General features: G+C 70.8%; 26 protein-coding genes. 12 read left to right on the top strand and 14 right to left on the bottom strand.

The annotated features are described in order from the left end of the window. Positions 1-58 precede the first annotated feature (58 nt). On the bottom strand, positions 59-505 hold the full coding sequence (locus HNR02_RS22760) for a DoxX family protein (RefSeq protein WP_179775158.1): 447 nt from the start codon (positions 503-505) through the stop codon (positions 59-61). 92 nt (positions 506-597) lie between these two features. Beyond that, on the bottom strand, positions 598-1,167 hold the full coding sequence (locus HNR02_RS22755; protein WP_179775157.1) for a hypothetical protein: 570 nt from the start codon (positions 1,165-1,167) through the stop codon (positions 598-600). A gap of 149 nt (positions 1,168-1,316) precedes the next feature. Between HNR02_RS22755 and HNR02_RS22750 the strand changes: the two genes are divergently transcribed. Continuing rightward, positions 1,317-2,099, top strand: coding sequence for a thioesterase family protein (locus HNR02_RS22750; protein WP_179775156.1), 783 nt, complete (start codon positions 1,317-1,319; stop codon positions 2,097-2,099). A gap of 167 nt (positions 2,100-2,266) precedes the next feature. Further along, positions 2,267-3,583, top strand: a complete 1,317-nt coding sequence (locus tag HNR02_RS22745; RefSeq protein WP_179775155.1) for a glycosyltransferase 87 family protein — start codon at positions 2,267-2,269, stop codon at positions 3,581-3,583. 219 nt (positions 3,584-3,802) lie between these two features. Here HNR02_RS22745 and HNR02_RS22740 read toward each other — a convergent pair whose 3' ends face one another. Further along, positions 3,803-4,780 carry an aldo/keto reductase gene (locus HNR02_RS22740; protein WP_179775154.1) on the bottom strand — a complete coding sequence of 326 codons (978 nt, stop codon included), beginning with the start codon at positions 4,778-4,780 and terminating at the stop codon, positions 3,803-3,805. Between the two features lie 78 nt (positions 4,781-4,858). Between HNR02_RS22740 and HNR02_RS22735 the strand changes: the two genes are divergently transcribed. The 7 genes from HNR02_RS22735 (at position 4,859) to HNR02_RS22705 (ending at position 11,425) form a co-directional block, all read left to right on the top strand. Next, on the top strand, positions 4,859-5,536 hold the full coding sequence (locus tag HNR02_RS22735; protein ID WP_179775153.1) for a DUF998 domain-containing protein: 678 nt from the start codon (positions 4,859-4,861) through the stop codon (positions 5,534-5,536). A gap of 71 nt (positions 5,537-5,607) precedes the next feature. Then, positions 5,608-6,369 (top strand): beta-ketoacyl-ACP reductase, encoded by a 762-nt coding sequence (locus tag HNR02_RS22730; RefSeq protein WP_179775152.1) that lies wholly within the window; start codon positions 5,608-5,610, stop codon positions 6,367-6,369. Between the two features lie 2 nt (positions 6,370-6,371). Continuing rightward, positions 6,372-6,824, top strand: coding sequence for a MaoC family dehydratase (locus HNR02_RS22725; protein WP_179775151.1), 453 nt, complete (start codon positions 6,372-6,374; stop codon positions 6,822-6,824). A gap of 80 nt (positions 6,825-6,904) precedes the next feature. After that, a complete protein-coding gene (locus HNR02_RS22720) occupies positions 6,905-7,921 on the top strand; it encodes a phosphotransferase family protein (protein ID WP_179775150.1) in 1,017 nt (338 codons plus the stop codon). 2 nt (positions 7,922-7,923) lie between these two features. After that, positions 7,924-9,144 carry an acyl-CoA dehydrogenase family protein gene (locus HNR02_RS22715; RefSeq protein ID WP_179775149.1) on the top strand — a complete coding sequence of 407 codons (1,221 nt, stop codon included), beginning with the start codon at positions 7,924-7,926 and terminating at the stop codon, positions 9,142-9,144. After that, entirely contained in the window at positions 9,141-10,328 is a 1,188-nt protein-coding gene (locus HNR02_RS22710) for an acyl-CoA dehydrogenase family protein (RefSeq protein WP_179775148.1), read from the top strand. Before HNR02_RS22715 ends, HNR02_RS22710 begins: the two co-directional genes overlap by 4 nt. Further along, a complete protein-coding gene (locus tag HNR02_RS22705) occupies positions 10,325-11,425 on the top strand; it encodes an acyl-CoA dehydrogenase family protein (RefSeq protein WP_179775147.1) in 1,101 nt (366 codons plus the stop codon). Before HNR02_RS22710 ends, HNR02_RS22705 begins: the two co-directional genes overlap by 4 nt. 372 nt (positions 11,426-11,797) lie before the next feature. Here HNR02_RS22705 and HNR02_RS22700 read toward each other — a convergent pair whose 3' ends face one another. Genes HNR02_RS22700 through HNR02_RS22690 form a run of 3 tightly spaced genes read right to left on the bottom strand, consistent with a single transcriptional unit; the run spans position 11,798 to position 13,948 of the window. Continuing rightward, a complete protein-coding gene (locus HNR02_RS22700) occupies positions 11,798-12,373 on the bottom strand; it encodes a TetR/AcrR family transcriptional regulator (RefSeq protein WP_179775146.1) in 576 nt (191 codons plus the stop codon). 37 nt (positions 12,374-12,410) lie between these two features. Continuing rightward, on the bottom strand, positions 12,411-13,196 hold the full coding sequence (locus HNR02_RS22695; RefSeq protein WP_179775145.1) for an SDR family NAD(P)-dependent oxidoreductase: 786 nt from the start codon (positions 13,194-13,196) through the stop codon (positions 12,411-12,413). Then, positions 13,193-13,948, bottom strand: coding sequence for an SDR family oxidoreductase (locus HNR02_RS22690; RefSeq protein ID WP_179775144.1), 756 nt, complete (start codon positions 13,946-13,948; stop codon positions 13,193-13,195). The genes HNR02_RS22695 and HNR02_RS22690 overlap by 4 nt, the downstream gene beginning before the upstream one ends. A gap of 110 nt (positions 13,949-14,058) precedes the next feature. Between HNR02_RS22690 and HNR02_RS22685 the strand changes: the two genes are divergently transcribed. The 3 genes from HNR02_RS22685 (at position 14,059) to HNR02_RS22675 (ending at position 16,316) form a co-directional block, all read left to right on the top strand. Next, entirely contained in the window at positions 14,059-14,670 is a 612-nt protein-coding gene (locus HNR02_RS22685; RefSeq protein WP_179775143.1) for a TetR/AcrR family transcriptional regulator, read from the top strand. A gap of 80 nt (positions 14,671-14,750) precedes the next feature. Continuing rightward, on the top strand, positions 14,751-15,848 hold the full coding sequence (locus HNR02_RS22680) for an epoxide hydrolase family protein (RefSeq protein ID WP_179775142.1): 1,098 nt from the start codon (positions 14,751-14,753) through the stop codon (positions 15,846-15,848). Positions 15,849-15,857: 9 nt separating this feature from the next. Continuing rightward, a complete protein-coding gene (locus HNR02_RS22675) occupies positions 15,858-16,316 on the top strand; it encodes a nucleoside deaminase (RefSeq protein WP_179775141.1) in 459 nt (152 codons plus the stop codon). Positions 16,317-16,569: 253 nt separating this feature from the next. Here the strand turns inward: HNR02_RS22675 and HNR02_RS22670 are convergent, their stop codons facing one another. The 8 genes from HNR02_RS22670 to HNR02_RS22635 all read right to left on the bottom strand — a co-directional run bounded on the left by HNR02_RS22670 (position 16,570) and on the right by HNR02_RS22635 (position 25,867). Beyond that, positions 16,570-16,830: a hypothetical protein gene (locus HNR02_RS22670; protein ID WP_179775140.1), complete on the bottom strand. Its 261-nt coding sequence runs from the start codon at positions 16,828-16,830 to the stop codon at positions 16,570-16,572. A gap of 90 nt (positions 16,831-16,920) precedes the next feature. After that, positions 16,921-17,535: a TetR/AcrR family transcriptional regulator gene (locus HNR02_RS22665; RefSeq protein ID WP_179775139.1), complete on the bottom strand. Its 615-nt coding sequence runs from the start codon at positions 17,533-17,535 to the stop codon at positions 16,921-16,923. 12 nt (positions 17,536-17,547) lie between these two features. Then, entirely contained in the window at positions 17,548-18,705 is a 1,158-nt protein-coding gene (locus HNR02_RS22660; protein ID WP_179775138.1) for an acyl-CoA dehydrogenase family protein, read from the bottom strand. Then, complete coding sequence (locus tag HNR02_RS22655; RefSeq protein WP_179775137.1) at positions 18,702-20,648, bottom strand: acetyl/propionyl/methylcrotonyl-CoA carboxylase subunit alpha; 1,947 nt, start codon at positions 20,646-20,648, stop codon at positions 18,702-18,704. Before HNR02_RS22655 ends, HNR02_RS22660 begins: the two co-directional genes overlap by 4 nt. A gap of 5 nt (positions 20,649-20,653) precedes the next feature. Further along, complete coding sequence (locus HNR02_RS22650) at positions 20,654-22,252, bottom strand: acyl-CoA carboxylase subunit beta (protein ID WP_179775136.1); 1,599 nt, start codon at positions 22,250-22,252, stop codon at positions 20,654-20,656. After that, positions 22,249-23,397, bottom strand: coding sequence for an acyl-CoA dehydrogenase family protein (locus tag HNR02_RS22645; protein ID WP_179775135.1), 1,149 nt, complete (start codon positions 23,395-23,397; stop codon positions 22,249-22,251). Before HNR02_RS22645 ends, HNR02_RS22650 begins: the two co-directional genes overlap by 4 nt. After that, the gene (locus tag HNR02_RS22640; RefSeq protein ID WP_179775134.1) at positions 23,394-25,088 is read right to left on the bottom strand and encodes an acyclic terpene utilization AtuA family protein; all 1,695 of its coding nucleotides are present in this window, start codon (positions 25,086-25,088) and stop codon (positions 23,394-23,396) included. Before HNR02_RS22640 ends, HNR02_RS22645 begins: the two co-directional genes overlap by 4 nt. Further along, the gene (locus HNR02_RS22635) at positions 25,085-25,867 is read right to left on the bottom strand and encodes a TIGR03084 family metal-binding protein (RefSeq protein WP_179775133.1); all 783 of its coding nucleotides are present in this window, start codon (positions 25,865-25,867) and stop codon (positions 25,085-25,087) included. The genes HNR02_RS22640 and HNR02_RS22635 overlap by 4 nt, the downstream gene beginning before the upstream one ends. Positions 25,868-25,959: the final 92 nt, after the last annotated feature.

The following is a 25,959-nucleotide window of genomic DNA, read 5'->3' as shown; positions in this document are numbered from 1 at the left end:
TAGCCACATGGGGGAACGCCGGGTCCCCGATCCTGGGGGACGAGGACCCGGCGGTGAGTCACACCTGAGCGGGGACGCGCTCCTCCCGCGCGGCGGGGCGCCGCCGCCGGAGCCCGGCGAGCGCGAACCGGCCGGGGCCCGCGACCCCGATCAGCAGGAAGAGCCAGGCGTAGAGCGCGGCCTGCTCCCCCATGTTCTGCATCGGCAGCAGGGCCAGCGGCGCGTGCACCGTGAAGTAGGCGTAGGCCATCGTGCCCGAGCACAGCAGCGCCGCCACCCGCGTGCCCAGCCCGAGCGCCACCAGCGCCCCGCCCGCGAACTCGATCACGCTGGCCCACCAGCCCGGCCAGAGACCGAAGGGGACGCCGGTGCCCTGCCCGTCGACGCCACCGAAAGCGCCGAAACCCTGCAGACCGTGGCAGGCGAACAACGCACCCACCACGATCCGCACCACACCGAGCACGATCGGGGTGAGCGTCGTCTGCGAAACCGGAATGCGAGCCATGATCGATCCTTCCTCCGAAGTTGCTGGCACAGACACGTCGAAGGACGGCGGCGCGGATCGACACCCGGCCCGGAATTGTTTCTCCAGCCGGTTCACCACTGCCGCGGAGGGCCGTAACCGGGCTGCTGCCCGTAGCCCGGCTGCTGCGGCGGCGGCTTGCGCGTGCCCCACTCGCACCACCGCCTGGTGAGCGGCACCAGTGCCAGCACGAGCGTGGCGATCGCCGGCGACAGCACGACCAGCAGGCCGCCGACGCCGCTGCCGATCGCGGCCGCCCCGCCGACGTCGAACCGGTCGTCCGAGGTGATGACGCTCAGCACCACGATGCCCTGCACGATGTGCAGCACGCTGCCTGCCACCACCAGCCAGCGGCCCGCCGGTTTGCGCAGGAACAACAGGATCGCGCCGGACAGCAGGGTCAGGAACTCGATGAGGTAGACCGCGCCCTGGAAGATCAGCAGCCACTGCAGGTCCTCGACCACCTGGTCGGTGGCGCCGAAGTCGACGATCCCGCTGAAGACACCCCACAGGGCGCCGAGGATGGCGAGGACCCCGGCCGTGATGGCGGTGCCCCCGCTGGGCGGCTGCATGCTGGGGTACTGCTCGCCGGGGTGCGGCGGCGGCGCGGCCGGGTACTGGCCCGGCGGAGGCGGGTACGTCATGGCGACCTTCCGATCGAGGGTGAACCGGGAGATCCAAACAGACGGATCGCGCCGATGTGGCCGAAGTGATCGATTCGCGACACAACTCGCCACCAGAGGTGACGGTCGTGACCGGTTCGCGGCGACCGGGCCGCCCGTAAGATCGCCGGGTGGCGCAGACCGAACAGCAGCAGGCGTTCTTCACGGCAATCGGTGACGAGCTGCACCCCGGCCGGGTGTCTCGCAGCTGGTGGAACCCGGCCATGATCCACGGCCGTCTCCTCGGCGGGCTCGCCGCGCGCACGCTGGAGCGCGAGCAGTCGGAGCCGGGCCTGCACTTCAGCCGGCTGACCGTGGACCTGTTCCGCAACGCACCGCTCGCGCCGGTCACGGTCGAGACCACGCGGATCCGCGACGGGCGCCGGATCCGCGTCGCGGACGCGCTCGTGCACGCCGAAAACGGGCTGGTCGCGCGGGCGACCGCCGTGCTGCTGCGGACCGGCGAGCAGCCGCACGGGCCGGTGCCTGCCACCCCGGCGTGGGACGCCCCACCGCCCGAAGAGCTGTGGGAACCACGCAGGCAGGGCTGGGCCATCTGGCGCTTCGACGAACACAACCAGCCGCTCACCTCGACCCGGGGCGCCGGGAAACGGCGGGCGTGGCTGCGCGAGTCGCGGGAGCTGGTGGCAGGCGAGGCGCTGTCGCCGTTCGTGCGGGCCGCGCTGGCCGCCGACACCGCGAGCCCGCTGGCGCACGCGAGCGAGCACAGCCTGGACTTCATCAACGCCGACTACACGTTGTCGCTGAGCAGGCTGCCGCTGTCGGACGCGATCGGGCTCGAGTCGTCCGGGCACCTCGACGAGGACGGGATCGCCGTCGGGCACTGCACCCTCCACGACACCGCCGGACCGATCGGCTTCTGCCACACCACGGCTCTCGCGAACCCGCGCTGACGCCAGGGAGGGCGCCGGCGCGCGTCCCACGGCTGTGTCCTTTTCCGGCCACGGAACCGGCACAAACCCGGCACCGGCCCCAGCCGCGGGTCGCGTCCGCACCGGCCGTGCCAGAATGGCGATCTTCGGGGGCGCGGCAGGGGGCCGCGTCGTGAGTGGGGGGCACGATGAGCGGTTCCGTCCGCGCGCGCGTCCGCCTGCACCGGCTCACCTGGGGTGCCACCGCGTTCCTGCTGCTGTCCGTGGTCGCGTGGGTGCTGGTCTTCCAGGGGTTCCTCGACCTGCACGTCTATCGCACCGGGGCACTGGCCTGGCGCACCGGCGTGCCGCTGTACTCGCCGGGGTTCGCGGGGATGGTGCCGGGGATGCCGCTGCCGTTCACCTATCCCCCGTTCGCCGCGATCGTGTTCACGCCGGTGCAGCTGCTGCCGTGGCACGTCGCGAAGTTCGCGGTCACCCTGGCCTCCGCCGCGGCGATGGCGGTCACCACGACGATCACCGCCCGGCGTCTCCTGCCGGACCGGGCCGCCGCGAACGCCGTCGGGATGAGCGTCGCCGCGCTGTGGTTCGTCTTCGAGCCCGCCCGTCAGACCATCGGCTTCGGGCAGGTCAACCTGGTCCTGATGGCCCTGGTCACCGCCGACTGCCTGCTGCCCCGCACGCGCTGGCCGCGCGGTCTGCTGATCGGGGTCGCGGCCGCCGTCAAGCTCACGCCCGCCGTGTTCGTGCTGTTCTTCCTCGTCCGGCGCCAGTATCGCGCCGCCGTCACCGCGTTCGCCTCCTTCCTCGCCTGCGCCCTCGCCGGGCTGGCGCTCGCGCCGGGCGACACCGTCGAGTACTGGACGAAGACCCTGTTCGACCCCGAGCGCATCGGCGGTCTCGCCTACGCCTTCAACCAGAACGTGCAGGCCGTCCTCGTGCGGCTGCTGCCCGAGGGCACCGGCCGCACGGCGTTGTGGGCGGCGCTCGCGGCCGCGGTGATGGTCTTGGCGGTGCTGGCGGCCCGCCGCACCCGTGACGACGTCACCGCCCTGCTGGCGATCGCCGCGGGCGGGCTGCTCGCGTCGCCGGTGAGCTGGTCCCACCACTGGGTCTGGATCCTGCCCGGCGCGGTCGCGCTGCTGGTCCACGTGCGGCGCGGTGGTTCGAAGACCGTTTCCGTGATCGTACTCGCCATCTTCGCCGCCGGACCGCACTCGTGGCTGCCCCAGACCCACGACGTCGAGCGGCACTGGACCTGGTGGCAGCACCTTGCCGGGTCCTCCTACGTGCTGCTCTCGGTGATCGCGCTGGGCGTGCTGGCGTTCCGAGTCCCGCCGTATAGGACGTTATACGGCGGGAATTCCGGCTCGGACGCGCTCGTTGAACCTGGTGGCCGCCGGTATCGCCCGTCCCGATCTGGCGATACCGGCGGCCCTGGCACCGGAACCGACCGCCCGGTAACGTCCGGGGAGACCGAGGACGTGATCGACACGGTGGGGTGAGACGGTGCCGTGGCTGCTCGCCGCGAACCGCCTGCGATGCCCGGTCCGGCGCCCGACGGCGGCAGCGCCGTTGCAGCGGCAGCAGCCGCGTTCGCGGGCGCCGACGGCGCAGCGACCTGGGGCGGCTCCACAGCCATCAGTCAGGTGTCGCAAGAGGTCCCGTGTGGACAGACCTCGACGACGCGGGTGCCCACCGTTCCCCCAGAGTCGCGAAGGGACCTACCAGCGGTCGTGCACCCGGGCGCGGATCCGCCGATCGTACAGGTCGCGCACGGCGTCCAGAGTGGACGGTGACAACGGCGCGAGCCCGGCGGCGGCCGCGTTGGCCCGCGCCTGCTCGGGCGAGCGGGCTCCCGGGATCACCGAGGTCACGCCCGGCTGCTGGACGATCCACCGCAGCGCCGTCCGCGCGGGCGTCGCTCCGGCCGGGGCCAGTTCCGCGAACTCCGCGGCCGCCTCCACGCCGGTCGCGAAGTCCACGCCGGAGAAGGTCTCGCCCTGGTCGAACGCCTCGCCGTGGCGGTTGAACGTCCGGTGGTCGTTCGCGGCGAACACCGTGTCCTTCGTGTAGCGGCCGGACAACAGGCCTGAGGCCAGTGGCACCCGCGCGATGATCCCGACCCCGGCTTCGGCCGCCGCGGGCAGCACGCGCTCCAGGGGCTTGAGCCGGAACGGGTTGAGGATGATCTGCACGCTCGCGGTGCCCGGCCGGGCGATCGCGGTGAGCGCTTCGTCGCAGGTCTCGACGCTCACCCCGTAGGCGGCGATCCGCTTCTCCGCGACCAGTGCGTCGAGAGCGTCGAACACGGCGTCGCTGGAATACACCGCCGTCGGCGGACAGTGCAGCTGCACCAGGTCCAGCACGTCGACGCCGAGGTTGTCACGGGATCGGTCGGTCCACGCGCGGAAGTTGTCCAGCGTGTACTCGGCCGGGTCCAGCGGCGCGCGGCGGCCCATCTTGGTCGCCACGAACACGTCGGGGTGGTCCCGCCGGAACCGCCCGATGATCTGCTCGCTGCGCCCGTCGCCATAGACGTCGGCGGTGTCGAAGAAGGTGACGCCCGACTCGACGGCGGCTTCCAGCACGGCGAGCGCGTCGGCCTCGCCGACCTCGCCCCAGTCCGCCCCCAGCTGCCACGTGCCGAGCCCGACGACCGAAACCGCGCGGCCGGTGCGGCCGAGAACCCGTTGCTCCACGCCTTCAGATCCTAGCCCCCGCCGGAAACGCCCAGAAGGTCACAAAACACCAACACCGGCCCGCCTAGACTGGTCGTCGTGACCGCCGCGAACCCGGCCCCCTCCCGCGCCCCGAGGATCCTCGCGCTGGCCTGCCTGGCCGCGCTCGCCGTCGGCGCCGCGCTGGTACTGCTCCTGCAGTTCCTCCCGCCGACCGACCGGATCAGCGTGCTGGACCGCACGATCAGCGAATACGCGCTGAGCACCAACAAGTGGATCTTCGATATCGCGGTCCTGCTGATCGCCATCGGGTCCGCGGTGCTGTTCGCCGCGCACGTGCTGATGCGCGCGCTGCCGGTGCGCTCGGCCGCGGTCCTGCTCGGTGCACTGTGGACGGTGAGCCTGCTGGTGATCGTGGCGTTCCCGAAGACCGACTGGTCCGTCGGCCCGAGCCTGGGCGGCACGGTGCACCGCTACTCCAGCGTCGTCGGGTTCGTGTGCCTGCCGGTCGGGCTGCTGCTGGCCGCGCGCCGCATCTTCCCGGACTCGCCGCGCTGGCGATGGGCGGCCCGCGTGCTGGCGATCGTCTCGCTGGCCTGGTTCGGGCTCATCCTCGGCGCGGTCGGCTACATGCTCGCCGGCGGCGGGCCGTGGTGGCGGACGATCCCGCTGGGCCTGGTCGAGCGGCTGCTCGCGGCCACCGAACTGCTCGCGCTCGCCACGCTGGCGGTGCCGTTACTACGATCGAACTCCGGCCGGGTGACCCAGGTCACTTAGGCGCGCCGGGTGGAAGGCGGGTAACTTTCTAAGCGCTCGCTTACCGCACTCATCGTCGAGGAGGAGTTCCCGTGACCGAGTCCCACTCCCGGGTCGCGATCGTGACCGGCGCCGGCCGGGGTATCGGCGCCGCCGTCGCCCGCAAGCTGGCCTCCGACGGATTCGCCGTCGCACTGCTGGACCTCAACGAGGAGTCCGTCAAGCAGGGCGCCGAGGACATCGTCTCGGCAGGCGGCAGGGCGATCGGCGTGGCGCTGGACGTCAGCAACGCCGAGCAGGTCGAGGCCGCCGTGGCGCGGGTCGCCGAGGAACTGGGCGCGCCGACGGTGCTCGTCAACAACGCCGGGATCACCCGCGACAACCTGATCTTCAAGATGACCGAGCAGGACTGGGACTCGGTGCTGGGCGTGCACCTCAAGGGCTCGTTCCTGATGACCCGCGCGGCGCAGAAGTACATGACCGAGCAACGCTGGGGCCGGATCGTGAACCTGTCCAGCACCTCGGCGCTGGGCAACCGCGGCCAGGTCAACTACTCCGCGGCCAAGGCCGGCATGCAGGGCTTCACCAAGACGCTGGCCATCGAGCTGGGCAAGTTCGGCATCACCGCCAACGCGATCGCCCCCGGTTTCATCGAGACCGACATGACCGCGGCCACCGCCGAGCGGCTGGGCGTGCCGTTCGAGGACTTCAAGGCGTTCGCGGCCAAGGAGATCCCGGTGCAGCGCACCGGCACGCCGGACGATATCGCCCACACCGTGTCGTTCCTGGTCAGTGAGGGCGCGGGCTTCGTGTCCGGCCAGGTCATCTACGTCGCCGGCGGACCGAAGGACTGAGCATGCGCGTCTTCTCCGGACTGGACGAGTTCACCGCGGCCGTGGGCGAGCCGCTCGGCACCAGCGACTGGCACACCGTCACCCAGGACCAGGTCAACCTCTTCGCCGACGCCACGGGCGACCACCAGTGGATCCACGTCGACATCGAGAAGGCCGCGCAGGGCCCCTTCGGCGGCCCGATCGCGCACGGGTTCCTGACGCTGTCGGTGCTCCCGAAGCTGTCGGCGGCCACCTACCGCGTCGAGAACCTGACCATGGGCGTCAACTACGGCCTGAACAAGGTCCGGTTCCCGCAGGCGGTCAAGGTCGGCTCGAAGATCCGCGGCAGCGCGGAGCTGGCCGAGGTCACCGACGTGCCCGGCGGCAAGCAGGCCGTGGTGCGGTGGACGATCGAGATCGACGGCGAGGCCAAGCCGGCGTGCGTGGCCGAGTGGGTCGTGCGCTACATCGCCTGACGGAGGACGCGCCCGCGGGCGCGTCCGCTACCGTGTGACATACCGACTGGTCGGTATAGCAACGAAGGCAAGGAGGCCCAGTGACCCAGGAACTGCCCGGACTCGACCTCGCGCGCCTGCGCGATCACCTGGACGAGCACTCCCCCGGGCTCGTCCAGGGTCCCCTGACCGGCGAGGTGGTGCAGGGCGGCCGGTCGAACCTGACCTACGTCGTCGGCGACGGCACGGGCCGGTGGGTCGTCCGGCGCCCGCCGCTCGGGCATGTCCTGCCCACCGCGCACGACATGTCCCGCGAGCACCGCGTGATCAGCGCGCTCGGGCACACCGCCGTGCCGGTGCCACGGACGATCACCCTGTGCCAGGACACCGACGTGATCGGCGCGCCGTTCTACGTCATGGAGTTCGTCGAGGGCACGCCCTACCGGTCGGCGAGCGAGCTGGAACCGCTCGGCGAGCACCGCACGAAGGCGATCGCCGGAGCGCTGGTGGACACCCTGGTCGACCTGCACGCGGTCGACCCGTCCGCCGTCGGGCTCGGCGATTTCGGCCGCCCGGAAGGGTTCCTGGAACGGCAGGTGCGCCGGTGGGGCAAGCAGCTCGACGGTTCCCGCAGCCGGGACCTGCCGGGCATCGACGATCTGCGCGAGCAGCTGGCCCGCGCGATCCCGGCCTCCGGCCCGGCGGCGGTCGTGCACGGCGACTACCGCCTGGACAACGTCCTGGTCGATTCCCGGGACCGCATCACCGCCGTGCTGGACTGGGAGATGTCCACGCTCGGCGATCCGCTGACGGACCTGGCCCTGCTCGTCGCCTACGCCGAACGCGGCAAGGTCGACCTGGAGATCGTGTCCAACGTCAGCACCGCACCCGGCTACCCGGGCACGGACGAGGTGATCGCGCAGTACGCCGCCCGCTCCGGACGGGACGTCTCGGCGCTGGACTGGTACGTCGGGTTCGCGTTCTTCAAGCTCGCGGTGATCCTGGAGGGCATCTACTACCGCTTCAGCCAGGGCCAGACCGTCGGCGAGGGCTTCGACCAGATCGGCGCCGCGGTCGTCCCCCTCGTCACGCTCGGCCTCGAAACCCTGAAGGACTGATCATGGATTTCGCCTACGACGCCAAGACCGAGGAACTGCGCGAGAAGCTCCTCGAGTTCATGGACTCCCACATCTACCCCGCCGAGCAGGTCTACGAGGAGCAGCTCGCCGAGCGCGAGAACGAGTGGACGTTCCCGCCGGTCGTCGAGGACCTCAAGGCCGAGGCACGCAAGCGCGGCCTGTGGAACTTCTTCCTGCCGGGCGAGCACGGTGTCGGACTCACGAACCTGCAGTACGCGCCGCTGGCCGAGATCACCGGCCGCAGCCCCAGCCTGGCGCCGATCGCGCTCAACTGTGCCGCGCCGGACACCGGGAACATGGAAGTGCTGTCGATGTTCGGCACCGAGCAGCAGCGTAAGCAGTGGCTGCAACCGCTGCTGGACGGCGAGATCCGCTCGGCGTTCGCGATGACCGAGCCGGACGTGGCCTCCTCCGACGCGCGCAACATCGGGACCAGCATCCGCCGCGACGGGGACTCCTACGTCATCACCGGCCGCAAGTTCTACATCACCGGCGCGATGAACCCGAACTGCCGGATCTTCATCGTGATGGGCAAGACCGATCCGGACGCCGCACCGCACCGGCAGCAGAGCCAGATCCTGGTGCCGCGGGACACGCCGGGCGTGCACGTCAAGCGCGGCATGCACGTCTTCGGCTACGACGACGGCTCGCACGGCGGGCACGCCGAGGTGGTCTTCGACGAGGTGCGGGTGCCCGCCGACAACCTGATCGGCGAGGAGGGCGACGGGTTCGCCATCGCCCAGGCACGGCTGGGGCCCGGCCGGATCCACCACTGCATGCGCTCGATCGGCATCGCCGAGCGCGCGATCGAGATGATGTGCCGCCGGACGCTGAGCCGGTCCACGTTCGGCAAGCCCATCGCCGAGCAGGGCGTGGTGCAGGACTGGATCGCCGAATCGCGGGTGAAGGTCGAGCAGCTACGGTTGCTGGTGCTCAAGACGGCGTGGCTGATGGACACCGCCGGCAACCGCGGCGCGCACACCGAGATCCAGTCGATCAAGATCGCCACCCCGAAGACCGTCGAGTGGATCCTGGACAAGGCGATCCAGGCGCACGGCGCGGGCGGGTTGTCCCAGGACTTCCCGCTGGCCGAGATGTGGGCGGGGATCCGCACGCTGCGGTTCGCCGACGGCCCGGACGAGGTCCACAAGCGCTCGCTCGCCCACCGCGAGCTCAAGAAGTACCGATCGGAGGCCCGATGAGCACCCTGACCGCCGACGACCTGCGGGCGCGGGTGGCCGACCTGCTCGCCGCCCACCCGCCCGCGAGCACCGAGCGGCTGGAGTTCCTGCGGGCACGGTTCGACGCCGGACTGGCCTGGGTGCACTACCCGGCCGGCCTCGGCGGGCTGGACGCGCCGCGCGAGCTGCAGAACGTGGTCGAGGCCGAGCTGGCGAAGGCGGGCGCGCCGGACAACAACCCGCGCCGGATCGGCATCGGTCTCGGCATGGCCGCGCCGACGATCCTGCGGTTCGGTACGGAGGAACAGAAGAAGCGCTATCTGCGTCCATTGTGGACGGGCGAGGAGGTGTGGTGCCAGCTGTTCAGCGAGCCGGGCGCCGGATCCGACCTCGCCGCGCTGGGCACCCGCGCCGTCCAGGACGGTGACTCGTGGGTGGTCAACGGGCAGAAGGTGTGGACCTCGGTCGCGCACATCGCCCGGTTCGCGATCCTGGTCACCCGGTCCAACCCGGATGTGCCCAAACACCAGGGCATGACGTACTTCATCTGCGATATGACGGACCCGGGTGTCGAGGTGCGGCCGCTGCGGCAGCTGACCGGTGAGGCCGAGTTCAACGAGGTGTTCCTGTCCGGGGTGCGGATCCCGGACGCGAACCGTCTCGGCGCGGTCGGCGAGGGCTGGAAGGTCGCGCAGACGACGCTGATGAACGAGCGCGTGGCGATCGGCGGCAACGCGATCCCGCGCGAGGGCGGTCTCATCGGGATGGTTTCAAAGACGTGGCGGGACCGTCCGGAGCTGCGGACGCCGGAGTTGCACGACCGGTTGCTGAAACTGTGGGTCGAGGCGGAGGCGGCGCGCCTGGCGGGGACGCGGTTGCGCCAGCAGCTCGCGGTCGGCGCGCCCGGCCCGGAGGGTTCGGCGATGAAGCTGGCGTTCGCGAACCTGCAGCAGGCGCTGACCGGACTGGAAATCGAACTGTCCGGTGAGGACGGTCTGCGGTACGACGACTGGACGTTGCGCAGGCCGGAGAAGGTGGACATGCTGGGGCGCGGCCCTGGTTACCGGTACCTGCGGGCGAAGGGCAACTCCATCGAGGGCGGCACCTCCGAGGTGCTGCGCAACATCATCTCCGAACGCGTGCTCGGGCTGCCGTCCGAACCGCGGGTGGACAAGGACGTCGCGTGGAAGGACCTGCCGCGGTGAGTGATCTGCTGTACTCCGAGGTCGAGGAGGACCTGCGCGCGAGCGTGCGCGATCTCCTGACCGACCAGGCCGGTTTCACGTCGGTCCTGGCCCGGACCGAGAGCGCCGAGCCCTACGATCTGAAACTGTGGCGCACGCTGGCCACCGACCTCGGCCTGGCCGGGCTCGCGGTGCCGGAGTCGCTGGGCGGGCAGGGCGCGTCGTACCGCGAGGTGGCGGTGGTGATGGAGGAGCTGGGCCGGTCGGTGGCGCCGGTGCCGTTCCTCGGGAGCGCGGTGCTGGCCACGTCGGCGTTGCTGGCTGCCGGTGACGCGGAGTTGTTGCCGCGCTTGGCGGGCGGTGAGCTGATCGGTGCGCTGGCCGTGCCGCTGACTTCCGCCCCCGGCACTGGTTTCCCCGGCGGGGTCGAGGCCAACACCGAGGGCGCGCTGAGCGGCGCGGTCCGCACGGTGGCCGATGCTTCCGCAGCGGACGTGCTGATCGTGCCCGCCGTCGGCCCGGACGGTCCAGGTCTGTACGTCGTGGAGAAGGCCGCGGCGACGGTCACCGAGGCGGTATCCTTGGACCTGACCCGCCGCCTGGCCGACGTCTCGCTCGACAACGCCCCTTCCCGCCTCCTGGCCAGCGGCACCGACGCCGAGGCCGTCCTGCGGCAGACGCTGCTGGTCGGCGCGGGTTTGCTGGCGTCGGAACAGGTCGGCGTCGCCCAATGGTGCCTGGACGAAACGGTCGCGTACTTGAAGCAGCGCTACCAGTTCGGCCGCCCAGTGGGCTCGTTCCAGGCCCTCAAGCACCGGTTGGCGGACCTGTACCTGGAAATCGTCTCGGCCCGCGCCACGGCCCGCTACGCCGCCGACGCACTCGCCACCGGGATCGACGATGTCCCCGTCGCAGTGGCCGTCGCCGCCTCCACCTGCTCGACGGTGGCCCTCCACGCGGCCGAGCAGGCCGTGCAACTGCACGGCGGTATCGGCATGACCTGGGAACACCCCGCCCACCTGTACCTGAAACGCGCCAAGAGCTCCGAACTGGCACTGGGCACACCCGGCCGCCACCGGGCGGCTTTGGCGGACTTGGTGAACCTCCCACCCGCCTGACCCCCCACGCTCGGGGCAGTGGCCCCACCGCCCCGGAACAGCCAACACGCCCACCGCAACAGCAAACACGGCGACCGGAGCGGCCAACACGGCGCCACGCCGTGTTGGCCGCTCCCGGCAGCGTGTTGGCCGCTCCCGGCGAGCGGCGGCGGGCAACGCAAGCCGAAAACCGACCGGCCCAGACCTCCCCCGCCCCTCATCCCAAGCCGAATCCGCGAGGAGGGGCGGGGGCGGTCGAACCCAAGGCGACCGACTGCTCGACGCCGACGCGCCCAGCCGTCACCTCGCCGAGCGAAGCGCGGGTTCAGAGATCGAGGGACTGTCCGGTCATCTCACCTTCGTGAGGGGTCGCTGGGTGGTGTGCGCCGCCGGTCATGGGCGCAGCGAAGTCACCAGCAAGTCGGCGTAATGGGCGCCGACCTCCTGGGCGCTCAACCGCCCATCGGCCCGGTACCAGACGCTCAGGTGGTGCACGGAACCGAAGAAGAAGTCCACCACGATGTCCGCCGGTTTGTCCGCCCGGAAGACGCCCTCGCGCTGGCCTTCCTCGATCAGTGAGCGGAACAGCACATGATACCGCCGCCGCTCCGCCCGCACCGCTTTGCGCTTCTCGGGGCTGAGCTGGTGCATCGACTGGAAGAAAACCGTGGTGTCGTCCAGGTTTTCGATGCTGCTCACGACGACGTCCAAAGCCGCCGAGCGCAGGCGCTGCGTCACCGTCCGGCCATTGTGGACGACCCTCTCCAGTTGCTCGGTCTGCAGGCGCAGCACACGACTGTAGATCTCGTGCAGCAAATCGTCCTTGGAACCGAAGTAATGGTACATCGCGCCCTTGGTGACGCCCGCCGTGGCGACGATTTCCTGCACCGAGGTGCGGTCGAACCCCCGCTCCGCGAACAACCGCGTCGCCACCGACAACAGACGCGCCGGCACCGGTTCCTCGGTCATCCGCATCCCTTCGTCGCCGCCACAGCATAACCGGGCGTCACTCGGCCAGGGCCTGCTCCACCTTGCGCTGCAGCTTGTTCATCCCGCCCAGCCACCGGTCGGTCTGCGTGGCCCGCGTCGCGTAGTACTCGGCGACCTCCGGGTGCGGCAGGATCAGGAACCGGTCGTCCGCGAACCCCTCGATCACGCTGTCCGCCACCTGCGACGGTTCGATCGCCGAGGCGCCCATGATCAGCTGACCGCCGGTGCCCGTCGCGGCCAGCATGTTCGTCTTCACCCCCTGCGGGCAGACCGCCTGCACCGTGACGCCCCGGTGCCGGTAGGTCGCGCTCAGCCACTCCGCGAACGCCAGCGCCCCGTGCTTGGTCACCGAGTACGGCGCCGAACCCAGGCTGGTCAACAACCCCGCCGCGGACACCGTCGCCAGGAACCGGCCCCGGCCACGCTCCAGCCAGCCGGGCAACAACCGGTGAGCCGCCCGCACGTGTGCCATCACGTTCACGTCCCACGCCCGCGCCCACACCTCCTCCGGTGACTCCGGCCCGCCGTGCGGGGCGATCCCGGCGTTGGCGCAGTACAAATCGATCGCGCCCAGCTCCTCGGTCGCCCGCGAGATCAGTGCAGCGACACCGTCCACACCGGCCGCATCACCGGCGATCGCGACACCACCGACCTCGCCGGCCACCGCCTCGACGGCCGCGGCATCGAGGTCGGCCAGCACGATCCGCGCGCCCTGGGCCGCGAACCGCCGGGCCAGTGCCGCGCCGATCCCGCCGCCACCGCCGGTGATCACGACACCGGCACCTTCCAGCGAGAAGCTCACAGCCCGCCTCCCAGCGAGACCCCGCCGTCCAGCACGACCGTCTGGCCGGTGATCCACCCGGCCTCCTCGGACAGCAGGAACGCGACCGCGCCCGCGACGTCCTCCGGCACACCGAGCCGCTTCATCGGGTACGCGGCGGAAACTTCCTCCTCACGGCCCTCATAGAGCGCGGTGGCGAACTTGGTCTTCACCACCGCCGGTGCGACGGCGTTGACCCGGATCTTCGGGCCCAGCTCGACCGCCAGCTCCTGCGTCATCCGGATCACGGCTGCCTTGCTCACGCCGTACATGCCGATCCCGGGCGAGGCGCGCAGCCCGGCGATGGAGGCGAGGTTGACGACCGAGCCGCCGTGCTCACCCATCCAGGCGTCCCGTGCCTTCCGCAGCCAGGCCAGCGGCGACAGCACGTTGACGGCGAAGATCTTCGCCGCGGCCTCGGGGTCGACGTCCAGGATCGGCCCGTAGACCGGGTTGATACCGGTGTTGTTGACCAGCATGTCCAGCCGGCCGAACGTCTCGACCGTCTTCGCGACGGCCTCGTCCTGGTGCGCCGCGTCGTCGGCCTTGCCGGGCACCGCGATCGCGACACCGGGTCCGCCCAGCTCGTTCACCGCGTCGGCCAGCGGCTCCGGCTTCCGGGCGGTGATGCACACCCGCGCGCCGCGCTGCACCAGCTCACGGGCGATGCCGAGGCCGATGCCCCTGCTCGCCCCGGTGACGATCGCGACGCGGTCCTTGAACGAGTTCACCATGGGACTCCTGTCTCCTGTCCACCTTGACTAAGCGCTCGCTTACAATGGGAACGGCCGGACCGCCGTGTCAAGTCTCCCGCGAGGCGGTTCCCTACTGGGAGGATTCCGCCATGACGATCTCGCTGTCCGCCGAACTCTGGCCGGAGGTGCAGCCGGACGCGGCGCGGCGGCTGATGCTGGCCGGCGTCGAGTCCTTCGCCGCCCGCGGCTACCACGCCACGACCACGCGCGACATCGCCGGAGCCGCCGGCATGAGCCCGGCCGCGTTGTACGTGCACTTCCCGTCGAAGGCCGCGCTGCTGTTCGCGATCAGCAAGAGCGGGCACCAGCAGACGCTCGACCTGGTCGAGGACGTCGCGAAGCGCACTGATGACCCCCAGGAACGGATGCGGCGCATCGTCGCGGATTTCGTCGCCTGGCACGCGCGGCGGCACACGGTGGCGCGCGTCGTGCAGTACGAGCTGCAGGCGCTGCCGGAGAAGGAGTACGAGGTCGTGGCCGATCTGCGGCGGCGCATCGAGCAGATCGTGCGGGACGTGATCAGCGAGGGCGTGTCCCAGGGGCTGTTCGTGGTCGCCGACGTCAAGATCGCCGCGCGAGCGGTCCTTTCGCTCGGCGTCGACGTGGCGCGCTGGTACACCGAGCGCACCGGGAAGACACCCAAGGTGCTCGGCCGCGAGTACGCGGAGCTGACGCTGCGCATGCTCGGCGCGCAGCCCTGACAGCGACGGTGCCACGGCCCCACCCTACCGCACATACTAAGCGGTCGCTCACCCCTTCCCGCCGGTTCTAGAGTGGGATCATGAGCGACATCCGCCCGTTCCGCCTCGACATCCCGCAGGCCCAGCTCGACGATCTGCACGCCCGCATCGACCTGACCCGCTGGCCCGACCAGCTACCGGGCGTGGGCTGGGACTACGGCATCCCGCTGGACTACGTCAGGGAACTGACCCACTACTGGCGTCACGACTACGACTGGCGGGCGCACGAGGCGCGGCTGAACGAGCTCGGCCAGTTCACCACGGAGATCGACGGCCAGCGGATTCACTTCCTGCACGTGCGGTCGGCCGATCCGGACGCGCTGCCGCTGGTCCTCCTCCACGGCTGGCCCGGTTCGGTGGTGGAGTTCCTGCCCGTGGTGGAGGCCCTGTCGGCGCGGCATCACCTGGTCATCCCCGCCATCCCGGGCTACGGCTTCTCCGGACCGACCGGCGAGACCGGATGGGACGTGCCGCGCGTCGCGCGCGCGTTCGCCGAACTGATGCGGCGCCTGGGCTACTCGCGCTACGGCGCGCAGGGCGGCGACTGGGGCTCGGCCATCTCCCGCGAGCTGGGGATCTCCGATCCGACGCACGTGGTGGGCGTGCACGTCAACATGCTGGGAACCGTGCCGGTGGACGGGGTCGAGCTCACCGACGAGGAGAAGCGGCGCCTCGCGCACGGGGAGCGGTACCAGCGCGAATTGTCCGGGTACATGAAGCAGCAGTCGACGCGGCCGCAGACGCTGGCCTACGGTCTGCACGACTCTCCCGTCGGGCAGCTGGCGTGGATCGTGGAGAAGTTCAAGGACTGGACCGATTCCGCCGACGCTCCGGAGGACGCGGTCGACCGCGACCTGATGCTGACCAACGTGATGATCTACTGGCTGACCGGCACGGCAGGTTCGTCGGCGCGCCTGTACCGGGAGTCCGGGCGGACGTGGCGCGAGCGATCGCGCCTCGAAGTGCCGCTGGGTGTCGCGGTGTTCCCGCACGACCTCATGCTCCCGGTGCGCCGGCTCGCCGAGCGCGACAACAACGTGGTGCACTGGTCGGAGTTCGACCGCGGCGGTCACTTCGCCGCGATGGAGGAGCCCGACTTGCTGGCCGCGGACGTGCTGGAGTTCTTCGGATCGCTTTAAGGTGGGGTCATGCTGAAACCGGACCCGGGCGCGCTGCTCGCCGTCGCCTACGAAGAGGCGCTGCTCGGCAGGTCCGAAGGCGGCGTGCCGATCGGGGCGGCGCTGTTCACTGTGGACGGTGAGCTGCTCGGCCGCGGCCACAACCGCCGCGTCCAGGACGACGACCCGTCGATGCACGCGGAAACCGCCGCGTTCCGCGACGCCGGCCGGCGACCGCACTACCGCGACACGGTGATGGTGACGACGTTGTCGCCGTGCTGGTTCTGCTCCGGCCTGGTGCGGCAGTTCGGCATGGCGCACGTGGTGATCGGCGAGGCGCGCACCTTCTCCGGCGGCCACGACTGGCTCGCCGGGCTCGGGGTGGGGATCACGATCCTGGACGACCCGGCGTGCGTGTCGCTGATGACCGGGTTCATCGAGCGGCGCCCGGAGCTGTGGTTCGAGGACATCGGGGTGGAGACGCCCTGAGCCGGGCAGACCGAGGCCGGCCTGCTTCGAACGCTTGAAGAACAACCGGGCTGCGATCGGTGCGCCGACCGAAGAGAAGCCTTGCGCCTTCGGACAGAGCACAGTGCTGTCGTTGGTGTACGACACCAACTCCCACCCCTGGCCAGCTCACGTGTTCAGCAGTACCGAACAGTCGCCGTCCGGCCGCCGTCCGTGACAGCGGCTACCGGGCCTCCGCCGTGGTGAACCTGCTGGCCGCAGGGCCACCCGGGGTTCAGGCCACGTGGCCCACGGCCGGAGCGAGCACGGCCCGTCCGGCGGAGGTCAGCACGGCGGGCACGCGGCCCGCCTCCTCGGAGGCGGGCTGGATGTAGCCGCCGTGGGCGAGGGCGTGCGCGGCCATCTGGTCGCAGCACGGGACGCCGTCGATGAAAAGGTCCGGCTCGCAGCTGGACGACATCACGGCGCGGCCCGCAGCCACCGCCCGCAGCATCGCCCTCGCCCGATGGGACAACTCTTCACCTGTACCGGACACCGGGACTTCCCCCTCGCGTCGTTACGTGTAGTTGCCACTGTTATCGCACACTGCTCCGTTAGTGTTAACGATGTGAGACGCGACACGCCGTTACTGACCCACTGAGGTGACCTCCGGCTCGGGGAGGGCGGGGCCGAGGACCCGGGCCCAGTGGCGGATGATCCGTTGTCGTCGGCGGGTGTCGTCGGCGAGGAGGTTCGCCAGGCCCAGACCACGGGCCAGGTCGAGGGTCGACTGGACCAGTTCCCGCACCCCCGGCCGCGCCTCGTCCACGCCGAGCAGGTCCACCGCGAGCCGGTGCGCCTCCCGGCCGACCTTCGCCTGCAGCGGGACCAGCACGGTGCGCAACGATTCGTCACTGGACGCCGCCACCCACAGGTGCAGCGCGGCGCGGAACATGGGACCGGTGTAGAGGTTGAGCAGCAGGTCGACGACCGGTTCGATGCGTGACCGCCCGGCGGGCAGCCCCTCCGCGCCCCGCCGCATCTCCTCGATCTGCACCTCGCCGACGTACTCGACCGCGGCCGTGACCAGGTCCTCCCGCGTCGCGAAGTGGTGCTGCGCCGCCCCGCGCGAGACCCCGGCCCGCTGCGCGATCAACGCGACCGTGGTCCCGGCCCACCCGACCTCGCCCATGCAGTCCACGGCTGCCTCGATGAGCTTGCGGCGGGTGGTCCGGCTGCGCTCCTGGCGGGGCTCCGGCACGTCCGTGTCCTCCTAGTACGACTTGGGCAGGCCCAGGGAGTGCTGGGCGACGAAGTTGAGGACCATCTCGCGGCTGACCGGGGCGATGCGGCCCACGCGGACGGCCCCGAGCAGGGTGCCCAGGCCGTACTCCGACGCCATCCCGTTGCCGCCGTGGGTCTGGATGGCCTGGTCGACCGCCTTGATCGCGACCTCGGCCCCAGCGTACTTGGCCATGTTCGCGGCCTCGCCCGCCCCGAAGTCGTCGCCCGAGTCGTAGAGCGCCGCGGCCTTCTGCGTCATCAACTTGGCCAGCTCCAGCTCGATCTTGATCTGCGCCAGCGGGTGCGCGAGGCCCTGGTGTGAACCGATCGGCGCACCCCACACGCTGCGTTCCTTCGCGTAGGCCACGCCCTTGTCCAGCGCGTACCGGGCGATGCCGAGCGAGAACGACGCGCCCATGATGCGTTCCGGGTTCAGGCCCGCGAACAGCTGCGCGAGCGCCGCGTCCTCGGATCCGACCAGCGCCTCCGCCGGGAGCCGGACGTCGTCGAGGAACAGGCCAAACTGCTTGTCGGCCGAAACCAGGTCCATCTCGATCTGCCGGTACTCGAACCCGGGCGTGCCGGTCGGCACGATGAACAACGCGGGCTTGAGCTTGCCGGTCCTGGAGTCCTCGGTGCGGCCGACCACGAGGACCGCGTCGGCCTCGTCCACGCCGGAGATGAAGACCTTGCGCCCGTTGAGGATCCAGTCGTCACCGTCCCGTTTGGCCGTCGTCTTGAGACGGTGCGAATTGGACCCGGCATCCGGTTCGGTGATGGCGAAGGACATCCGCACCTCACCGGTCGCGAACCGGGGCAGCCACGAGTTCTTCTGCTCGTCGGTGCCGTAGCGGGCGATGACGGTGGCACAGATCGCCGGGGACACCACCATCAGCAGCATCGGCGTGCCCGCCGCGCAGAACTCTTCGCACACCGCGGCCAGGTCGCCGATTCCGGCACCGCCACCGCCGTATTCCTCGGGCACCGCGACACCCAGGTAGCCGAGCCGTCCGGCCTCGTTCCACAGGTCGCTGGTGTGCCCGCCGCTGCGCGCCACCTTGGTGTAGTACTCGTGCCCGTACGCCCGGGCCAGGTCGCCGACGGCCGTGCGCAGCGCGATCCGCTCTTCGGATTCCACAAAATTCATGCTTGCTCCTTCGGCGTGACGACGGCGAGAACGGCGCCGGGTTCGACCTGCGCGCCCACCTCGACGGGCAGTTCGGTGACCTCCCCGTCGGCGGGCGCGGTGATCCGGTGTTCCATCTTCATGGCTTCCAGCCACAGCAACGGGTCGCCCGCGGCGACAGCGTCCCCGACCGCGACGGCGATCCGCAGCACGGTGCCCGGCATCGGCGCGACCAGCGACCCGGCGGCCAGCGCGGCGTCGGGGTCGGTGAACCGCGGGACCGGCACCAGGTCGACCGCGCCGAGCGCGGAGTCCACGCACACCAGCCCCGGGTAGCGGCCGACCGTGAACTCCCGCCGGACCCCGTCGACGTCGAGCACGACCCGGTCCGCAGTGGCCTCGACGACCTCCGCGTCATCCAGGTGCAGGCCGGGCCGGTAGGCGACCTCGACCTCGGTGTCCCCGGCCAGATAGCGCTTTCGGAGTGGGGTCGAGACGATGTTCCGCCATCCCGCCGGCAGACGGCCCAGCACCGCGGCGGCCGCGCGGTGGGCGGCGGCCTCGGCCAGGGCCGCCGCGCTCGCGGAAAGCCGGACCGCGGTCTCGTCGGCGGCAGTACGGGAAAGCGCTTGCAGTCCGTGCCGGTGGAAGAACGCCGTGTCGATGTCTCCGGCCAGGAAAGCTTCCTGCCGCAACACGTTGACCAGCAGATCGCGGTTCGTGCGCACGCCGTGGATCCGCGCCCCGGCCAGGGCCCGCGCGAGCCGCCGGGCGGCCTCCGCGCGGGTCGGCGCCCACGCGATCACCTTGGCGAGCATCGGGTCGTAGTGCACACCGACCACCGAGCCGCTCACCACACCCGCGTCCAGCCGCAGTCCCGCCTCGCCGCCGAGCGCGAACTCGGTGTCGACGCCAGGGATCTCGAACCGGTGCAGCGTGCCGCTCTGGGGCTGCCATCCGGCCGCCGGATCTTCGGCATACAGTCGTACCTCGATGGCATGACCACGGGACACCGGCGGCTCGGCGGGCAGCCGGTCCCCCTCGGCGATCCGGATCTGCAGCGCGACCAGGTCCAGTCCCGTGACGCATTCGGTGACCGGGTGCTCGACCTGCAGACGCGTGTTCATCTCCAGGAAGTAGAAGCACCCGTCCGCGGTCGCGAGGAACTCGACGGTGCCCGCGCCGACGTAGTCGATCGCCTTCGCGGCCTTGCGCGCGGCGTCGAACAGCTCGGTCCGCATCGCCTCGTCCACCAGTGGCGAGGGCGCCTCCTCGACAACCTTCTGGTGCCGCCGCTGGATCGAGCACTCGCGCTCCCCCAGCGCCCACACCGTGCCGTGGGTATCGGCGAGCACCTGCACCTCGATGTGCCGCCCGGTCTCCAGGTAGCGTTCGCAGAACACCGTCGGATCGCCGAACGCCGAAGCCGCTTCCGCGCTCGCGCCCTCCACCGCCTCGGCCAGGTCACCCAGCGCCCGCACGACGCGCATCCCGCGTCCGCCGCCGCCCGCGGACGCCTTGACCAGCACCGGAAGATCGGCCTCGGTGACCGCGGAGGGGTCCAGTTCGGACAGCACCGGCACCCCGGCCGCGTCCATCAGCCGCTTGGACTCGACCTTGGAACCCATGGTCTCGATCGCCGCGGGCGGCGGACCGATCCACGTCAGGCCCGCGTCGATCACCGCGCGGGCGAACCCGGCGTTCTCGGACAGGAATCCGTACCCCGGGTGCACGGCGTCCGCGCCCGCCGACCGCGCCGCCGCGACCAGCAGGTCCGCGCGCAGGTACGTCTCGGCGGGAGTGTTGCCGGGCAGCCGTACGGACGCGTCGGCCTCGGCCACGTGCGGCGACGAAGCGTCGGCGTCGGAGAACACGGCGGTACGGGCGATGCCCAGCGCCGAGCACGTGCGGAACACGCGGCGGGCGATCTCACCGCGGTTGGCGACCAGAACGTTGTCGATCACGTCACTCACATCCGGAAGACGCCGAAGCCATCGGCGCCCCTGATCGGTCCATTGTGGATGGCGGACAGGCACAGCCCGAGGACGGTGCGGGTGTCACGCGGGTCGATGATGCCGTCGTCGTAGAGCATGCCGGACAGGAACATCGGCAGCGACTCGGCTTCGATCTGCTGCTCGACCATCGCCCGCATCGCCGCGTCACCGTCCTCGTCGTAGGGCTGGCCACGTCCGGCGGCCGCCTGACGGGCCACGATGGACAGCACCCCGGCCAGCTGCGCCGGTCCCATCACCGCGGACTTGGCGCTGGGCCAGGCGAACAGGAACCGCGGCCCGTAGGCGCGGCCGCACATACCGTAGTGCCCGGCGCCGTAGGACGCTCCGATCAGGACGGACAGGTGCGGGACCTTCGAGTTGGACACCGCGTTGATCATCATCGCGCCGTGCTTGATGATGCCGCCCTGCTCGTACTCCTTGCCGACCATGTAGCCGGTGGTGTTGTGCAGGAACAGCAGCGGGGTGTCCGACTGGTTGGCCAACTGGATGAACTGGGTCGCCTTCTGCGACTCCTCGCTGAACAGCACACCCTGCGCGTTGGCCAGGATCCCGACCGGGTAGCCGTGCAGGTCCGCCCACCCGGTGACCAGGCTGGTGCCGTAGAGCGGTTTGAACTCGTCGAAGTCGGAGCCGTCGACGATGCGGGCGATCACCTCGCGCGGATCGAACGGGACCTTGAGGTCGGCGGGCACGATGCCGAGCAGCTCGTCGGCGTCGAGCACCGGGTCGGCGTAGTCCGGCTTCGGCGACGGGCCCTGCTTGTGCCAGTTCAGCCGTTTGACGATGCCGCGACCGATGCGGATCGCGTCCTGCTCGTCGTGCGCGAGGTAGTCGGCCAGCCCGGAGGTGCGCGCGTGCATCTCGGCACCGCCCAGCGACTCGTCGTCGGACTCCTCACCGGTGGCCATCTTGACCAGTGGCGGGCCGCCGAGGAACACCTTCGCGCGTTCCTTGACCATCACGACGTAGTCGGACATGCCGGGCAGGTAGGCGCCACCGGCGGTGGAGTTGCCGAACACCAGCGCGATCGTCGGGATCCGCTCGGCCGAGGAGGTCGTCAGGTTGCGGAACGTGCGCCCGCCCGGGATGAAGATCTCCTTCTGCGTGGGCAGATCGGCGCCGCCGGACTCGACCAGGTTGATGGTCGGCAGCCGGTTCTCCGCCGCGATCTCCGCCGCCCGCAGGCTCTTCTTCAACGTCGAGGGGTTGCTGGCCCCGCCCTTCACGGTCGGGTCGTTGGCCACGATCAGGCATTCGACCCCCTCGACCACGCCGATGCCGACGACGACGCTGCCGCCGACCTGGTAGTCGGTGCCCCACGCGGCCAGCGGCGAGAGCTCCAGGAACGGGGAGTCCTCGTCGATGAGCAGCTCGATGCGTTCCCGTGCGAGCAGCTTGCCGCGCTTGCGGTGGCGGGCCACGTACTTTTCCCCGCCGCCCGCGACCGCCTTCGCGTGTTCGGCCGCCAGCTCGGCGAGCTTGGCCTCCATCGCCTCCCGGTTGGCCCCGAACTCCGCGCTCGCGGTGTCCACCACGGACCGGATCACGCTCAAGCCGTGTACCCCAATCGTTTCGCCGCGAGACCCGCCAGGATCTCGTTGGTCCCGCCACCGATGCCGAGGATCCGGACATCGCGGTAGTGCCGTTCCACTTCGGACTCACGCAGGTAGCCCAGGCCCCCGTGCAGCTGGACCGCCTCGTTGACCACCCACTCGGCCGTCTCGACCGCGGTGTTCTTCGCGAAGCACGCCTCCGCGATGACCTCTTCGCCCGCCACGAACCGCTGGGCGACCTGCCGCGTGTAGACCCGGGCGAGGTCCACCCGCCGGGTCATCTCGACCAGCTTGTGCTGCACCAGCTGGCGCGAGATCAGCGGACGCCCGAAGGTCTCCCGCAGTCGGCACCAGTCCAGAGTCAGGTCCAGCGCACGCTGCGCGGTCGCATAACCCTGCACCGCGAGGGAGAGCCGTTCGGTGACGAAGTGCGTGGCGATCTGGACGAACCCGCTGTCCTCCTCCCCCACCAGGTTCGCCGCCGGGACGCGGGCGTCGGAGAAGGACAGTTCCGCGGTGTCGGAGCAGTGCCACCCCATCTTGTCCAGTTTGCGACTGACCGTGAACCCTGGAGTGTCCTTTTCGATCACCAGCAGCGACACGCCGTGCGCGCCCGGTCCGCCGGTGCGCACGGCGGTGGTCACGAAGTCCGCGCGGGTGCCGGAGGTGATGTAGGTCTTGGCGCCGCTGACGACGTACTGGTCTCCTTCGCGCCGGGCGGTGGTGCGGATGCCGGCGACGTCGGAACCGCCGTCGGGCTCGGTGATCGCGAGCGACCCGATCATCCTGCCCTCGATCGTCGGCCGCGCCCAGCGCTCGATCTGCTCCGGGTCGCCCGCGGTGACGATGTGCGGCAGGGCGATGCCGTTGGTGAACAGCGACGCGATCAGGCCACCCGATCCGCCCGCGTACAGGATCTCCTCGGTGACGGTCATCGCGTCCAGGAAATCACCGCCCCCGCCGCCCGCGCTTTCCGGGAACGACACGCCGAGCAGGCCGATCTCCCCGGCCTTGCGGTGCAGATCGCGCGGCAGCTCGCCCGCGCGTTCCCAATCGTCCAGGTGCGGCAGCACCTCGGCCTCGACGAACCGGCGCACGGTCTTGCGCAGCGCGGTCCGTTCCGGCGTGGCGAACGGGTCGGTCACAGCAGCACCTCCGGGATGTCGGCGTGGCGGGAGCGCAGCCACTCGCCGAACGCCTTGGCCTGCGGGTCGAACCGGGCCTGCGACGCGACGCCCTGGCCGAGCAGCCCCTCGACGACGAAGTTGACCGCACGCAGATTGGGCAACGCGTACCGGCGAACGGCGAGATCCGCGGTTTCCGGCAGCAGCCGCTGGAACTCCCCGACGGTCAGGTGGTGCGCGAGCCAGCGCCACGCCTCGTCCGAGCGCACCCACACCCCGAGGTTGGCGTCACCACCTTTGTCGCCGCTGCGCGCGCCCATGAGTTTCCCCAGCGGCACGTGGCGGGAAGGCCCGTCCGGCAACGGCTCCGGTAGCTCGGATTCGTCCACTTCGGAGAGTTCAAGAGTGTCAGTGGCCGGCGCGATGTCCACACGGGAACCGTCGGGCAGGACCGCCACGTGCGGCACCTCTCCGGCGTCCACGAAGGCCGCGGTGTAGACGCCGTAGGGTGAGGCGTCCGACGGCGGCGCGGTGACGTGAAAGCCGGGGTAGGAGGCCAGAGCCAGCTCGATCGCCGCGCCGCTGAACGCGCGTCCGGCGATCTTGGGGTCGGCGTCCTTGACCGCGCAGTGCAGCAGCGCGCTGGCCCGCTGTTCGGTGTCGGCGTCGTCGTGGTCGGTGCGTGCCAGCGTCCAGCGGATCTCGGCGGGCGCACGATCGCGGAGCGCGTCCTGAAGCTGCTCGCGCACGAGTGCCGCTTTGGCGTCGATGTCCAGTCCGGTGAGGACGAACGTCGTCTCGTTGCGGAAGCCGCCGAGGGTGTTGAGGCAGACCTTGAGCGTCGGCGGTGGCGGCTCGCCGCGGGTGCCGGAGATCCGCACCCGGTCCGGGCCGTCCTCGGTGAGGGTCATCGTGTCGAACCGGGCCGTGACATCCGGCCCCGCGTAGCGCGGGCTCGCGATCTCGTACAGCAGCTGGGCGGTGACGGTGCCGGTGGTCACGGCTCCCCCGGTGCCCGGGTGCTTGGTGATGACACTGGAGCCGTCGGCGGAGATCTCCGCGATCGGGAAGCCGGGCGTGCCGGTCTTCTGCTCGGTGAAGAACGCGTAGTTGCCGCCGGTGGCCTGGGCGCCGCATTCGATGACGTGCCCTGCCGCGACCGCACCGGCGAGGGCGTCGTAGTCGTCGCGGGCCCAGCCGAAGTGCGCGGCGGCCGGGCCGACGACCAGCGAGGCGTCGGTGACGCGCCCGGTGACGACCACGTCGGCGCCGCGTTCCAGGCACGCGGCGATGCCCCAGCCACCGAGGTAGGCGTTGGCGGTCAACGGTTTCCCGAGCCCCAGTTCGTCCACCCTGGACAGCAGGTCGTCACCCTCGACGTGCGCCACCGCGATGTCGAGGCCGAGACGTTCCGCGAGCTCCCGGATCGCCTCGGCCAGGCCGGCCGGGTTGAGACCGCCCGCGTTGGTGACGATCTTGACGCCCTTGTCCTTCGCGAGCGTGAGGTTCTGCTCCAGCTGGCGCAGGAAGGTCTTGGCGTACCCGCGTGCGGGGTCCTTGAGCCGGTCGCGCCCGAGGATCAGCATGGTCAGCTCGGCGAGATAATCGCCGGTCAGGACGTCCAGCGGACCGTCGGTGAGCATTTCGCGCACCGCGGTGAACCGGTCACCGTAGAATCCGGACGCGTTGCCGACGCGCAGCACGTCACTCATGCGAACTGCCCCGCCTTCCGTCCCGAGCCGGGTGGTCCGGCGAAGGCCTGTGCGATCTCCAGCCATTTCTCGGCGTCCGGCCCCACCGCGATGACGTCGGTGTCGGCCGGATGCCGTCGCTGCGTGACGACCAGGCAGAATCCGAGCGCCGAACCGGTGACGCGCTGCGCGGCCTCCTCGGGGCCGAACGTCCACTGTGTCCCATCCACTCCGGACAGCTCGACGCGGAACTCGTCCGGGGGGACGGCGAGTCCGTGCACGGAGAACGCGAAGTCCCGCGTCCGCACCCCGAACCGCGCGATCTGCCGGAGCCGCCGGGTCGGTTCGCGGCGCAGCCCAAGGGCGTCGTAGACGTCTTGCGCGTGCGCCCAGGTCTCCATCAGCCGGGCGGTCGCCATCGACGTCGCGCTCATCGGCGGGCCGAACCACGGGATCTTCTGCCCCGGCGGCACCCGCGCCAGCGCCGAAGCCAGCTCCGCACGCCCGGAACGCCACTGCGCCAGCACCTCCTCGCGCGGCTTGGCCGCCAGCTCGCGGGCGCCCCGGTCGACGAAGCCGTCACCCGCGGCCAGCGCGCGCTGCACCTCCGCCGGAAACTCCTCGGGACTGCGCACGGCGATCAGCGCACGGGCGTCCGTCCACGCCAGGTGCGCGATCTGGTGCGCGATCGCCCAGCCCTTCGCCGGGGTCGGGGTCGACCACTCGGCCTCGGTCGCCAGGTCGTCCAGCTCCCGGCTCTCGTCGGCCAGGTCTTTCAGGACTTCTCCCGGATCCGCCACGCCATCCGCCTCCTCGCGCACGCTCCGCGCCGAGCGTGGCACCACCGCCCAGAAAAATCAAGCACGCTTGATTGTTTTTGCCCCCTGGCGCC

The organism is Amycolatopsis endophytica (assembly GCF_013410405.1).
Classification (GTDB): domain Bacteria; phylum Actinomycetota; class Actinomycetes; order Mycobacteriales; family Pseudonocardiaceae; genus Amycolatopsis_E; species Amycolatopsis_E endophytica.
This window is presented reverse-complemented; position numbering and strand designations above follow the sequence as displayed.

Coding starts and splice junctions, on each gene's coding strand:
- HNR02_RS22760 (WP_179775158.1), bottom strand. CDS start 505: ATGGCTCGCATTCCGGTTTCGCAGACGACGCTCACCCCGATCGTGCTC.
- HNR02_RS22755 (WP_179775157.1), bottom strand. CDS start 1,167: ATGACGTACCCGCCTCCGCCGGGCCAGTACCCGGCCGCGCCGCCGCCG.
- HNR02_RS22745 (WP_179775155.1), top strand. CDS start 2,267: ATGAGCGGTTCCGTCCGCGCGCGCGTCCGCCTGCACCGGCTCACCTGG.
- HNR02_RS22725 (WP_179775151.1), top strand. CDS start 6,372: ATGCGCGTCTTCTCCGGACTGGACGAGTTCACCGCGGCCGTGGGCGAG.
- HNR02_RS22715 (WP_179775149.1), top strand. CDS start 7,924: ATGGATTTCGCCTACGACGCCAAGACCGAGGAACTGCGCGAGAAGCTC.
- HNR02_RS22710 (WP_179775148.1), top strand. CDS start 9,141: ATGAGCACCCTGACCGCCGACGACCTGCGGGCGCGGGTGGCCGACCTG.
- HNR02_RS22700 (WP_179775146.1), bottom strand. CDS start 12,373: ATGACCGAGGAACCGGTGCCGGCGCGTCTGTTGTCGGTGGCGACGCGG.
- HNR02_RS22690 (WP_179775144.1), bottom strand. CDS start 13,948: ATGGTGAACTCGTTCAAGGACCGCGTCGCGATCGTCACCGGGGCGAGC.
- HNR02_RS22685 (WP_179775143.1), top strand. CDS start 14,059: ATGACGATCTCGCTGTCCGCCGAACTCTGGCCGGAGGTGCAGCCGGAC.
- HNR02_RS22680 (WP_179775142.1), top strand. CDS start 14,751: ATGAGCGACATCCGCCCGTTCCGCCTCGACATCCCGCAGGCCCAGCTC.
- HNR02_RS22675 (WP_179775141.1), top strand. CDS start 15,858: ATGCTGAAACCGGACCCGGGCGCGCTGCTCGCCGTCGCCTACGAAGAG.
- HNR02_RS22660 (WP_179775138.1), bottom strand. CDS start 18,705: ATGAATTTTGTGGAATCCGAAGAGCGGATCGCGCTGCGCACGGCCGTC.
- HNR02_RS22640 (WP_179775134.1), bottom strand. CDS start 25,088: ATGAGTGACGTGCTGCGCGTCGGCAACGCGTCCGGATTCTACGGTGAC.